8 protein-coding genes are annotated in these 13994 nt (G+C 43.3%); 1 reads left to right on the forward strand and 7 read right to left on the reverse strand.

From position 1 onward, the window contains the following. Positions 1-65: 65 nt before the first annotated feature. Both C9I43_RS09065 and C9I43_RS09070 read right to left on the reverse strand, forming a co-directional pair. Positions 66-1805, reverse strand: coding sequence for a methyl-accepting chemotaxis protein (locus tag C9I43_RS09065; protein WP_076499927.1), 1740 nt, complete (start codon positions 1803-1805; stop codon positions 66-68). A gap of 150 nt (positions 1806-1955) precedes the next feature. Then, complete coding sequence (locus tag C9I43_RS09070) at positions 1956-2600, reverse strand: MBL fold metallo-hydrolase (RefSeq protein ID WP_076499925.1); 645 nt, start codon at positions 2598-2600, stop codon at positions 1956-1958. A gap of 184 nt (positions 2601-2784) precedes the next feature. On the opposite strand from C9I43_RS09070, the gene C9I43_RS09075 reads away from it, so the two are divergent. Further along, on the forward strand, positions 2785-4074 hold the full coding sequence (locus C9I43_RS09075; protein WP_076499923.1) for an alpha/beta fold hydrolase: 1290 nt from the start codon (positions 2785-2787) through the stop codon (positions 4072-4074). A 465-nt stretch (positions 4075-4539) separates the two neighbouring features. Here C9I43_RS09075 and C9I43_RS09085 read toward each other — a convergent pair whose 3' ends face one another. From C9I43_RS09085 to C9I43_RS09105, 5 genes are all read right to left on the reverse strand, one after another. Beyond that, positions 4540-6261: a phospho-sugar mutase gene (locus tag C9I43_RS09085; RefSeq protein ID WP_076499922.1), complete on the reverse strand. Its 1722-nt coding sequence runs from the start codon at positions 6259-6261 to the stop codon at positions 4540-4542. A 178-nt stretch (positions 6262-6439) separates the two neighbouring features. After that, on the reverse strand, positions 6440-9997 hold the full coding sequence (locus tag C9I43_RS09090; protein WP_107883227.1) for an ABC transporter permease/M1 family aminopeptidase: 3558 nt from the start codon (positions 9995-9997) through the stop codon (positions 6440-6442). A 12-nt stretch (positions 9998-10009) separates the two neighbouring features. Continuing rightward, complete coding sequence (locus tag C9I43_RS09095; RefSeq protein WP_076499912.1) at positions 10010-10888, reverse strand: ABC transporter ATP-binding protein; 879 nt, start codon at positions 10886-10888, stop codon at positions 10010-10012. Between the two features lie 249 nt (positions 10889-11137). Then, the gene (locus tag C9I43_RS09100; protein ID WP_076499911.1) at positions 11138-12688 is read right to left on the reverse strand and encodes a hypothetical protein; all 1551 of its coding nucleotides are present in this window, start codon (positions 12686-12688) and stop codon (positions 11138-11140) included. A gap of 202 nt (positions 12689-12890) precedes the next feature. Then, on the reverse strand, positions 12891-13880 hold the full coding sequence (locus C9I43_RS09105; protein ID WP_076499910.1) for a TerC family protein: 990 nt from the start codon (positions 13878-13880) through the stop codon (positions 12891-12893). Positions 13881-13994 lie beyond the last annotated feature (114 nt).

The following is a 13994-nucleotide window of genomic DNA, read 5'->3' on the forward strand; positions in this document are numbered from 1 at the left end:
ACATCCATGTCTTAAGGTAATTTAGAACAATAACTCTTGTTTATCGCAGCTGGGGCGCAGCTAAACTAAAACTGATATTCCCCTGCTTTAGTACGCAACATTTGTGATTGATTATCGAGATTAATTGAGGTCGACTCAATTTGCTCAATAATTTGGGACACCTCACGGGAATTATCCCGGATCACTATCATGCTCGAGGCGATTTCTTTAGACACCAATGACTGCTCCTCGGTCGAGGCGGCCACTTGAGTATTGAGCCCATGAATGGCTTCAGTGCTAGAACGAATATCCTCAAAAACGACGACGATACGTTGTAGTTCACCCCCAGCCTTTTGCATTAATGTCGCAGCTTGAGTAACCGATGTGCCCACTTGATGAGTCCGATTTTGAAGACTTGCAACTATGTCATCGATTTCCTTGGTTGAATCCTGAGTGCGCTGGGCTAATGATCGTACTTCATCGGCTACCACCGCAAAACCTCGTCCCTGCTCACCCGCACGTGCCGCTTCAATCGCCGCATTCAGTGCCAGCAAATTAGTTTGTTCAGCAATGGCTTTAATCACACTCAGCACATTACTAACTTGAGTACTTTCATTCACCAAATGCAACATAGAGTCTTGGGTGTTGGTGAATGCACCTTCTAATACTGACATCGCTTTGAGTGCTTCTGACACTGTCTGCTGACCCACAGTGACATGGGTTTCGTTTTCAGCCGCTCGGTTTTCTGCATTCGAAGTGCTTTCGCTTACATGCACTAATGTTGTGGTCATTTCTTCCATAGCACTGGCACTAGCATCTAGCTCCCTTGCCACCCGATCTGAACTTTCACGAGAAATTTGAATCGAGGCTTTGGTCTGTTTAGCTAAATCAGCGACCTCTTTTGCAATACTGTCAGTCGTTGATAATGAACTCGCAAGTGAAGCGATAAATAAGTTAATTTGATTAACGATTTCACCTATTTCACCTTGGGTTGCTACAGTAATTCGCCGTGCAAGGTTTTTAGATTGCTGGATATCTAGTAGCTCACGACAGGTTTGAACTAAAGGAGTAACGATACGGCTCTTCACGATGACAAAACCAATAACGGCAGCAAAAATCACAAGTAATAGCACGAGTTGGACCCAGTTCAACGCAGCGTGAAGATTACCGAGTCGATGGACAACCTCTCCTTCAGTACGTTTATCTAAGGCACTAAAAAAGTTATCGATTGGGGTCATAATCTTCACTTTTTCTTTATGGTATTGCTCACTATGCAATAACTCCCTCGCCATCACGAGATTAGGATCGCCTTTTACAGTATATGTTTGAGTATTTGGGTCGAGAAAAATGCCTTTAACTGCATTCATCGCTTTCAGCTCGATAGCCACTAAAGCATTTGAATTTTGCTGAGCCTCATCAAGATATCGGAATTCTTCATCTGAAAACCCAAGAGCTTGCATTTTAGTTTTCAATACAACTTTTGCGCCATCAGGTTTAGGTTTATCACCATAATTAAGCACCAGATCCCAATAAATTTGGTTATATTTTTCTGGCCTTGGCTTCTCACCATTACGAATAGCTAAAATATCCATATACATTTTTTCGTACTTTTCATCACCCGTAACGGCATAGGTACGAGCAAAGCGAGTTAAGTCATCGGAACTTTGTCTTAGTTCATCAGCAACTTGATAGGACTGATATCGAATACTCGCCGCGTCGTTAAATAAGTCAACTTTTGATTTAAGATTAAAACTCAGCACCGCAGTAATCACGGCACTGGCGACTATTGTCGAAAATACCACACTCATCATTGTTTTTGTTTTCATAAATGCCCTAACAGACAGACGACTACCAGTCGTTTAAGTCTAGAAGTAAAATATAAAATAGAGGAACTAAATATGTGTTTATTGCAATCTATATACGTACTTACAGACAATTATCAACGGTGAGACTTATTTTCACTACACTGTGCTTTGTTAGCGCAAAAGTTGGTCGGCGACAAAGGGGTTATGCTCGCGTTCTTCACCAAAAGTAGACATAGGCCCGTGGCCTGGAATGAACTCCACTTCAGTGCCCAAAGGCCAAAGTTTTTCAGTGATTGATCGAATTAAATCTTGATGATTCGATTGGGGGAAATCGGTGCGACCAATCGAGCTTCTAAACAAAACATCGCCGACCCACGCTAGCTTAGATTGAGCAGAGAAAAAAGCGATGTGTCCCGGCGTATGCCCTGGGCAATGCAGTACTGATAAACTTTGCTCACCCACGCTGACTCTATCACCATCCTGCAAATATTGATCGGGCTCGAAGGCATCGCAATGGGGGAAACCGAAATTTTGGCTTTGTTTAGGTAAGTTTTCAATCCAAAATTTATCATCAATATGCGGGCCAATAATTGGAATATTTGCAGCTTTGGCTAACGCTTTAGCGCCGCCAACGTGATCGATATGACCATGGGTAAGCAGAATTTTTTCAAGGACTAAGCCGAGCTTTGTGGCTTCATTTTGGATCCTATCTATATTACCTCCTGGATCCACAACTGCTGCTCGTTTGGTTTTTTCACACCAGATAAGGCTGCAATTTTGCTGAAAGGGTGTCACTGGAATAATCTGATATTTCATAGCTTCAATCTCGTGTTATCCATAAGCGATAGATTACGCTAAGCAACTCATCATGGCTCAAATTAGGATTGAAAAAGTTGATCTTAACCCGAAGCCAAGCAAATAATCCTAGTTTGCAGCATAAACCGTTTTGTATACAATCTGCTAAACACAATACAGCATCCTCCGCTATTAAGGTGACTTGATGAAACCCGATATTATTCTTGCTGATGTTTTGGCTAAAAAGCACACTTTTACCTTGCCCCTAAACTATCAACATCCCATAGCAGAACAAATCCACATATTTGCCCGAGAACTTTGTAGCCTAGAGAATAAAGATAAAAAACTACCTTATCTGGTCTTTTTTCAAGGTGGCCCTGGGTTTGCTGCTATGCGTCCAGCCAGTAACAGTGGCTGGTTGCGCCGTGCCTTAAAAGAGTATCGTGTTTTACTACTCGACCAACGAGGTACTGGCTTATCAACCCCAATCAACCACTTAAGTTTAAAACATTTAGATCCTATCGCGCAGGCAGATTACCTTAGCCATTTTCGTGCGGATAATATTGTGCGCGATGCGGAAGCCATTCGAGCTCAACTCTGCCCCGCCGATAAATGGGCAATTCTAGGCCAAAGTTTTGGAGGCTTTTGCGTTTTACATTATTTAAGCTCGGCGCCTCAAGGCATTAGTGAAGCCTATATTACCGGCGGTATACCATCGCTTAGCCGCAGCGCCGATGACGTTTATCTCGCGACCTATCAACGAGTACTGACCAAGAATAAGCAGTTTTTTCAGCGTTTCCACGATGCACAGCACTTGGCCACACGCTTAGCAAAGCATTTGTGTGAACATGAAGTGTATTTAGCCACCGGAGAACGCCTTACGGTTGAAATGTTGCAGCTACTTGGCATCAATATTGGCATGGAACAAGGACCCGAGTCGGTTTATTACCTACTCGAACAAGCATTGATTGACACAGCATCAGGGGTTGAAGTCAATCCCTTGTTTTTAAACCACTTCAGCCAGCTACTCGATTACAACACTAACCCCATTTTTGCCCTACTGCACGAAGCCATCTATTGCCAACACTCAGGTTCACAATGGGCAGCTCACAGGATGAGACAACACTTTCCTGCTTTTAACTATCAAGTCGGCAAAGCGTTGTTATTTACTGGTGAGATGATTTATCCCTGGATGTTTGACCAATTTAGCCACTTAATGCCGTTAAAAGCTGCGGCGGAAATCTTAGCCCATAAAACAGATTGGCCAGCACTTTATAATCTCGAACAACTGGCACAAAATCGTGTGCCTGTCGCTGCAGCGATATACAGTGAAGATATGTTCGTCGAGATGCAATACAGTCTAGAAACAGCCCAGCAAGTCGGTAGACTAAAATACTGGCTCACTTCCGAGTATGAACACAATGGTATTCGTATGGATGGTGAGCGAATACTCGACAAACTGATTAGTTTAAATCGGGGGCAAAGTTTAAGGTAGCATCCCAATAACCAGTGACGGTTCATGATTCTGTGTCTGGTTGATTTATCAACATATTTTAAGGGAAACCATGAAGTTCTTTATTTCTTTTATCTTTGCTTTTATTGGCTCTAAATTATTATTCAAATACTTCGATTTTCACTACGATATTTTTAGTGACTCTTTTGAACCACTAAAATTTATTATTGATACTGGTGTGTTCGTTGTTATTTTTATATCGACACAGATACTGTATGAAAAAAAATTTGGTAAAACGAATAAACAAGAACAGCCATAACTCCCCCCAAAAATGCATATAGTGACGATAAACAATGTTATATATTTATCTATAATAACATGGCTTTACACCACAAATGGTTAGTGGGGAACATAAAAAAGCAACTGACAGAGTGCTGTCAGTTGCCTTGTTTAAAAGTGAATGTTTAGCTTTACCTTATCAGACTACGGCAAAGAACATCGCTGCGGTTATTTTGGCAAGCTAGCTTGGTGAGCCTTAATAAAGTCAGCCATCCTTTTATCAGCCTTCGCTTGGGCGCTGGCTAAAGTATCAGCCTCAAGCATCGTTTCTACCACTTCGTAGTAGCACTTAATCTTAGGCTCAGTACCCGATGGACGCACAATCACCCGAGCGCCACCCGTTAAGCAGTAGGTCAATACATCGCTCGGTGGTAAATCGATTTTCTCGACTATACCATCGGCAAAACGGCGCTCAAGGGCCTTTAAATCATCGGTTGACAGTACGTCTAACTCACCAATTTTCACGGGCGGATGTTCGCGCAAATAAGCGCCAATATTGGGCGTATCTGGTTTTAAGGCAATACTCACCTGCGCATTAAGATGAAAACCATGCTCGCGGTAAATTTGCTCGAGTCGGTCCCAAATGGTTTGCCCCTTCGCCACTAGTTCAGCAGTTAATTGGGCAAATGCCACCAGCGCCGACAGACCATCTTTGTCCCATACCATACTGCCGACTGTGTAGCCAAGCGCCTCTTCATAGGCGAACAGAAATTGATTCTCGGGCTGAGTTTTAGCAATCCCCACATTCATCAACCACTTAAAACCAGTGAGCGTGGTAAAGCTTTGCGTGCCAAAACCTTGAGCAATCTTAGATAACAGACTCGATGACACAATTGTGGTGCCCGTAAGACGCTGATTATCTTTGGCATGGGACAATAAATAATGACCAAAGAGTACGCCGACTTGATCGCCTGTCAGCATCTGGTATTCGCCATCGTCTTTACGCACGGCAACGGCAAAGCGGTCAGCATCGGGATCGTTAGCGCAGGCAAGCATAGCGCTGTGTTTTTTCGCCTCGGCGATGACTAAATCCATCGCGCCTTTTTCTTCTGGATTAGGGAAATTTACCGTTGGGAAATCGCCATCAGGTTCACGTTGAGCTGCAACTGAATACACCTGAGTAAAACCGGCATCTTTCAATACCGTTTCAGCCATATCCGCGCCAACACCGTGCATTGCGGTATAGGCTAAGCTAACTTTTTCGGGTGCGGTATGGTTTTGTAGCACCTCCGTTTGCTTTATACCATTACGATAAGTTTGGTAAAAATCGTCCTGCAGGATAGTCAACTTACCTTGTTTTACCGCGTCATCATGTTCTAAAAACGGAATGGCTTGATTGGCAGCGCGCTCAATCTGCGCGGCAATACCAGAGTCATGGGGCGGAATAATCTGTGCGCCATTTTCCCAATAGACTTTATAGCCATTATATTGCGGTGGATTATGGCTCGCGGTCACCACAATGCCCGCTGCCGCGTTAAAATGCTTCACCCCAAAGGCTACTAGCGGCGTGGGCGCCACTTTAGCGGTTAAGCGCACGTTAATACCCATCGCGGTGAGCACGCTAGCCGCATCGTGGGCGAAGTTAAATGAATCGTGGCGACCATCGTAGCCAATCACTACGCCACGCTCGGCCGCATCTTTAATCTGGCTAAGTAAATAAGCACCAAGACCTGCCGAAGTTTGACGAATAACCAGACGATTCATCCCCATAGGACCGGCGCCAACCACACCACGTAAGCCTGCGGTACCAAACTCTAAGCGGCCAGCAAAACGCGCAGCCAGTTCAGCTTCGTTACCGCTATCGATTAACGTTTGTAACTGGGCTTTAGTGCGTGAGTCGGGATCATTTTCAAGCCAATGCTTAACCTGTAACTGCAGATGGGTATTCATAAAGCGCCTCATTGAAAATCATTTGCAATTACCTTAGAAAAAACTGCGCCGAAGAACAAGTAAATTTGCATTAATTTCAAAATGAGTCAGGTTATATGCGTATAACAAAGAAAAAACGCACTATCTGGCAAGCTAGCCAAATAGTGCGTAGGGTTTAATAAAATTGTTTAAGAGCCTATTACAGCTTAAAGATATTGTCCTTCGCATCTCTATCGATAAGTTTCACAAAGGGATCAACGCCTAGATAACTGGGTTTATCATCCAACGTGATTGTCAGTTTATTTTCGCCACTGACAAGTCTGTGTTTTTCAAGTAATAACACTTGTTTATCGTTTTTCAGCTTATCGGGATCGGCACTAAAGGCGCCAATATCCACCAGTACATCTAAAGGTTGTTCGGTTTCTTCGCCTTTACCGCTGGCCACTTTACGGCTGGCATAGACGGTCAGCTCAACTTTCGTCTTGCCATCAGATAGCGTGGTCATGACCGCATTCGTCAACCTGAGATCATACAATGTGATGTCATTAAAAGACTCATCGATAAAGCGAGCCTGTGCTGTATCTGTACCTTGCTTAAGGTAACTCACCAAATCCAATGTGGTCGGGAATGGATCGTTACGGTACTGGTAGCGCGCTAAAAATGCCTTAAGATTGGCGTTGAGTGTCGCCTCACCTAATGTATCTTTAATCGCCATCATCACGACTGAACCTTTTTGATAATGAATGTACTGCTGATTTTCACTGCGCAGCAAAGGCATTTCTTTTATCGATTCCGATGAACGACCGCGTAGATACCCATCAAGTTCATACTTTAGGAATTTGCGGAGCATTTTATCGCCGTACTTTTTCTCCAACACCATCAAAGCCGAATACTGCGATAAGCTTTCGGATATCACCGCACTGCCCTGTACATCCGCAGCGCCCACTTGGTGCCCCCACCATTGATGTGCCACCTCATGTGCAGTCACGTAATACACAGAATCGATGTTGTCCTCATTACGCAGATCGGTAATAAAACCAATGCGTTCTGAGTAAGGTACTGTATTAGCGAAACTTTGAGCAAAACTGCGATAACCCGGAAACTCCATAATCCGCATTTGTTTATGCTGATATGGACCAAATGCTTGGGTGTAATAGTCGATAGAATCATTAACAGATTCGATCATACGGGCCACGTTCCAAGGATGATCGGCATGATAATAAACCTCAACAGCAACACCCTTATGCTGCGTTTTTTCCACTTGATAGCGGCCCGAAATAATGGCGTAGTAATTCACCATGGGGCTGTCCATCAAGTAATGGAAATACTGACGTCCATCTTGCTGCCACTGCTGTTGTAAATACCCTGGCGCTAAGGCTATTTGATCGGCACTGGTCGAAATAGTCGCTTCAAATTGAATGAAATCACCATCGACGCCAAAAAAGTTTTGCCTGTAATAATGGCTATCTTCTAATTTATGGGCACGTGCTTTCTCGGCTAAGCCGCGTTTTTGGCGCTCGTGGCGATCCATCAACTCATAACCATCTTGATAACCAAACAACGGCAATAGATTGGTATTATCGATAAAGGTGCCATTTTCGACCACTGACAAATCAAAATCCGCTTCAGCAATACCCACCGACTCGCGCACTAATTGAATATCACCTTTTACCATTTCCCCTGGCTGCACAGGCGTAGTAAAGGTCAACCAAGTATTGCGATAGCGGTTATCAAATACGCCCAAGCGAGTATTAGGAATATTGATTTTTACCGTTTCAGCTTGCGTATGAATAGGCAACTGCACTAGTATTTTTTCAATCGGTTTATCTGATTTGTTTTGCCATTCAAACATCACCTTAGCGACAATTTTGCGTTGCTCAGGGAAAATATCGACATTCGCATTAACCTTAGTTGTCACTAAAATCGGCATACCTTGATATTGCTTAAAGACCTTTTCATAATCGGCTTGCAGATCAGTGGTTTCATCTTGGGTTAAATAATGATTCAGCACTTTAGTCTGGTAGAACAAATAACTACCCATACTCAAAAACACCATTAAGGCAATGCTGACGATAGCTTTACCGCTAAAACCAAGCTGATAGCCGAGTAACCCTATACGACTTTTAAGGCTTTGCTGCGGCCCGCGATGATATAAACCATAGCCTAAGACAAACAGGATAAGGCTAAAGGCCCCCCAATAAATCATATACAGTGCATGGCTTAATAAGCCCCAGCCGTAGCCGTTCATATCTGAATAAATCAAAGTCGGTGATTGACCAAAGTTATACAGGCTATGGCCAAATCCCCAACTTGCCATGACAAACGTTGTTAGGTAATAAGCAACAAATAGTCCCATACCAGCATACTTATTCGGGCTGAGCACTTGTAGGAAAAATGCTAAAACCGCAGTCATCAACAACGGCAAGAGATAGTAAAATCCCAGTCGAATAAGATACTGCGCGATCTCTAGATTGGCTTGACCTTTTATCAGTTGGAAGGCGATGGTGGTACACATGGCGAGCACGTACAGCAAGGTCATTACTATGACTATTGATACTAGCTTTGACCCCCAAAAGCTTAAGTTCGATACAGGAACGCTGTCGACAATATCTCCCATACCTGAGCTTCGCTCACGCCAGACGATTTCTGCGCTGTAATAAATCAACACTATCACCATCAATAACCCCGTGGCGCCAGCAATGTTATTCACCATATCTTGGGTCAGTGGCCAATTAGATGTGCCATACGAGCCAAAGTCATCAAACATGGGGCCGATTAAGTTAAAAATCGTCAATGCACCTAACACCACAAAAGGCGCGGTAAACAGCACTTGGCGTATTTCAAATTTAACGCGCATCCAAAACTGCTGTCGACCATTGGGTTCAGTTGCCATAGCCAATTGTGCCAAAGGCACTAAGCTGGGAATGACCCCCGCTTTATCTGATTTTTTCTCACGCTTCTTGGTCAAGCTCGGCTGGCGAAAAATCCCTGATATTGCCAATAATACACAGGCAATCCCAAACCATAACGCGCGGTTTTGCAGCACTAGCCCAGAGAATTCAATTAACTGGTTATTCTTCTCGCTAATAGTCCAATAACGGGTTACTTCGGCAAAGGTACGCAGCGCAAAGGGATCAAGCAAAGCTGCCATGGTTCGATACTGTGGTTGACTCGCCATTTCACCTGTTAGGGTGTAGAGCACCAACATAGCAACCGCAGTTAGATAGAGCGCCATCAAAGATCTAAATCGACTTGCCATCGCATAGAACAGAGTGGAGATCAGCAGCAAACTCGGCATGGCGAGCAAAAAATACGGCACAAGATAATTCGATAACGCAAAAGGTCCAAAGCGGCTCGCATCGACCCATGGCATAAAGGAACCGAGCATTAAGCCGATGGGAATAAACGCAAATACCATCATCACCACAACAAAGCTGCCTAAAAAGCGGCCAAATTGATATGCAAATGGCGATAGAGGTTTGCTATAAATCAGCTCTTCCATTAAATGCTGATGATTACGGATAGCCGTGCTGCCCACAAAATTCACCACGGCAAACATAGAAATTAATCCCATGATCAACATAGTTTGGGTAATACCAAATGGACTGTTTTTCATTACCTCGCCGCCGCTACCTATTTGGATATTGTTAGATGCGACAGATAAAAAACTTATTAACAACAATAAAAAAGACACAACATAAAAAGAGGGCTGACGTAAATAGTAACGCCATTCAAACCTAAGCATTGATAACAACATATCTACCTCTCCTTATGCAGCCTGACGGCGATGACTGTGTAAGGTAGAAAAATACAGATCTTCAAGCCCAGCAGTAGCAGGAATAAAACCTTCGGGACAGGTTTCAGCCATCACATTAAGTACTGTGCGTCCCGCTAATAAACGCTTAGAAATCACCGGCAACTGCGTCTCAAGCTCCAATGCCTGGGCTTGATTTACCGTCTTGGTCCAAATCTTTTCCGTTAACTCACTCACTAATTGATGGGGATTGCCTTGAAGCAAGATTTTGCCCGATGCTAATACAGCCATATTGGCGCAGAGTTCAGATACATCCTCAACAATATGAGTTGAGAGGATCACTACTTTTTCCTCGCCTAAACTCACCAGCAAGTTATGGAAACGGTTACGTTCCTCAGGGTCAAGACCCGCAGTAGGTTCATCCACTATCAATAATTTAGGATCGCCAAGCAAAGCCTGAGCAATACCAAAACGCTGACGCATACCGCCAGAAAAGCCACTCACCGCTTTATTTTTATGCTGATAAAGATTAGTGTGAGCCAGTAATCCTTCGACCGCTTCTTTACGCAGTTTGCTCTGATTAATGCCCTTCAGAATAGCTAAATGATCTAAAAGGTCATAGGCGCTAATACGAGGATAAACATTAAAATCTTGTGGTAAATAGCCTAAGGTTTTACGCAAGGCTTGGGGGTCGGCTAATACATCAATACCGTTAAATACTATGCTACCGCTATCGGCGCTTTGCAGGGCAGCAATGGTACGCATCAACGATGATTTACCCGCGCCATTGGGTCCGAGTAAACCAAACATTCCTTTAGTAATGATTAAATCAACACCATCAAGTGCTTTAACACCGTTATCGTAGGTTTTAGTGAGATTAGAAATAGTCAGCATGTTCCCTCTTGCTTCTGTGAGTTAAAAACGCCGATAAACTATCACATAAAATTAACCTTTACAGTAGTTATCAATATATTCATGCGGTTACGGAATGACCGCCAGTAAAAATAACGTTATTTTTAGTTATACAAATAATAAAAGGGACTCTATTTGAGTCCCTTGTTCGTAAAAAGTAATGTAAAAAATAAATTAATCACCAGTGTTGATGTAGTGCCATCAATACAACTAATGACACAAACCTATTTATTAACGAGATGGTAAAGTGCCCTCGAATACCCGCACTTTGATGTTCTTTTTCAGATTATCTTGATCTTGTTGCCACTCTTGCCATTGGGTCAGACTGATACTGAGCTGTAATGAAAAGTCAGTCGATATCCATTGTTTTTGCCCTTGGGTATATTTAGGCTTAGGAACTATGTTACTTGGCCCGACGAAGGCGTCTGAGCACTTAAACGTTTTGAAATACACTTGATCAATCGAGAGATCGAGTGTGCTAGGCGATGTTAAACATTGACCGCTACCCGATTCTTGGTAAGAGGCGAATTGATACATAATTGCTGGTGTATTATTTGTGCTATCGGGAACTGAAGCCGTTTGATGACAAGATAAACAACTGCTTAATCCGTTATCCGCCGGTCCATTTAAGCGTCCATTACACCCTAAATGCCCCGCATTTGTATGCTCATTCAAGCGGTCAACCACCTCTTGGAATATCGCGCTATCCTTGAGCCCTGTTAATGAGTTTTGAGGGAATGCTGCCGCGCCGATGCTTACAGGTGGCGTATCATTGCCCCACATTAATCCCAGAGGAGAGATACGATCCCAAGGATTTTTCTCTTTAGCTTTAAACTGACCGTCGGCAACAAAAGTACCATAGACCCAACCAACGGGTGAACGACTGTCCCGCACCGCGATATCAAACTGCAATAAATAAACATCAGCGACAGAGCGTGGGCACTGCTCTGTTTCTTGTTGAAAGCTACAAGCGCTACCATCGGTATTTTTACATTCACAAAAATCACTAGAGCTGATATTCGCTCGCCACACTGGTACATTTTCAAGGAAGGGGTAATTATTAGGCGTTGCAGTAGTGAACAGTAACTTGCCAATAACGCTGCCTTCATTAAACACAAAGTTTTGTTGTGGCATCACTGGTGACGGCGCCCCCGTCCATACCTTGCCAATGCTATTTGCCGCCTGAGGATTATAAAAACCCACCGCCCACATCGTAGTTTTCAAATCGCCTTGGCCTTTTATCTCCATTGTGACGGGGGCTTCGCGGGTCAAGCCGTGGATAAATTCCCGCCCACTCATAGGATCATAGGTCTGATAGGGAATATGGTACCAAGAGCGTACCTTGTTATTACACAGATCCCAGTCCTTACTGATATCGCCTTTGTCGATGTTTCCCTCTTGGATGTACTTCATCACAGCCCAAAGGTATTTCCACGCTTGGGTGTTTTTCTCTGTCTCACTCAGACTTTTATCGAAGGGATTGAATTCAAGCCAGGGTGCAGCACTGTCTTGTTTGGCATTTGAATAGGCGTCGCTGAGGCTAAAAACAGGTCCATCCCATCCCTGATAAGCTTGGTTGATAATGACCTGATTGTCCCACATACCTGTTTTAGTAAACGCAGGGTCTTGGAAATAACTTGGGTAAGCTCCAGTGCAAGTGGAGGTTACGTTAGATGTTGTCTCAGATATTGTGTTTGTCGATTGTTTGTCTGCAGCTTGTGCATTAACAGCGGTCAATGAACAAACCGAGAGCATGAGTATGGCGGTAATGTTAAGTTTCATAATATCGTCCTTGAAGAGCATTAGTTCTAAAAATTCCCTTTATAGGCCCCAAACTAAAAGTGACTCTAATAAAGTATAGACTAATTTTAAAAATCCTCTTTAAAGCTTAACAGTTCATAAACTCGGGATATAAAAAAGGCCGTTTAGTGAACAATAAACGGCCGGATCAGATAGACGATTAGGCTAGCCATACCTGCCTAAATTATTCATTTTCAATTTTTTGCCCACGCGTTTTCCATAATGAATACAACACCCCTGCGACTAACAGGCTAAAAGTTACCCCAAGGGATACTGGGGTTGGGATAGTAAAGTCCACCATGCCCTCGTGATTGAAATACACTAAGCCCACTTTTACCCCAATAAACACTAATACCACTGATAACGCATATTTGAGATATTCAAAACGATGCACCATCGCAGCTAAGGCAAAGTACAAAGCACGTAACCCCAGAATGGCAAAAATATTCGAGGTGTAGACGATAAACGGATCTTGAGTAATCGCGAAAATAGCGGGAATACTATCAACCGCAAATATCAAATCTGCGGTTTCCACTAAAATCAACGCCAAGAATAACGGCGTTGCCCACCATCCTTTTGTTAATTGATGTTTTTCACCACGTACCCAGAACTTTTGGTTATGCAGTGTTGGCGTAAAACGCATTTTAGTACGTAGCCATTTGTAAGACTTATTATCTTGAATATCACTGTGTTCATCATTTGAGAACAGCATTTTTACGCCAGTAAAAATCAAGAACACCCCAAACAATACAAGTACACCCTGATACTGTGCCACCAGCATAGCACCAAGGCCTATCATAATGGCGCGCAGTACAATAACGCCCATGATGCCCCAGAACAGCACCCGATGTTGATAAATACGTGGGATACCTAAGCTACTAAAAATTAAAGCGATAACAAATACGTTATCCATAGACAGTGATTTTTCAATCAAGTAGCCCGTCAGATATTCCATCCCCGCCGTTGACCCCTTGTACCACCAGAGCCAAGCCCCAAACAATAAACCCATACAAATATAGAAAGCTGAAAGTTTCAAACTCTCGGCCACGGTAATCTCATGCTGCTCTTTGTGTAACACCCCAAGATCGAAGGCCAAAAGCGCTAGCACAAAACCAAAAAACATTAACCAAACCCACAGCGGGTAACCCACAAATAGGCTAGTAAAAAATTCCATAATTATCCTTAATTACACATAACGTTCGGCATGTAGATTTTGAATATTGATGTCGTAAAACATTACATTGAGTCCGGCTACTCCTTCTATTAGAACCGGCACACGATTTAAGCT

The organism is Shewanella morhuae (assembly GCF_003028295.1).
GTDB lineage: Bacteria > Pseudomonadota > Gammaproteobacteria > Enterobacterales > Shewanellaceae > Shewanella > Shewanella morhuae.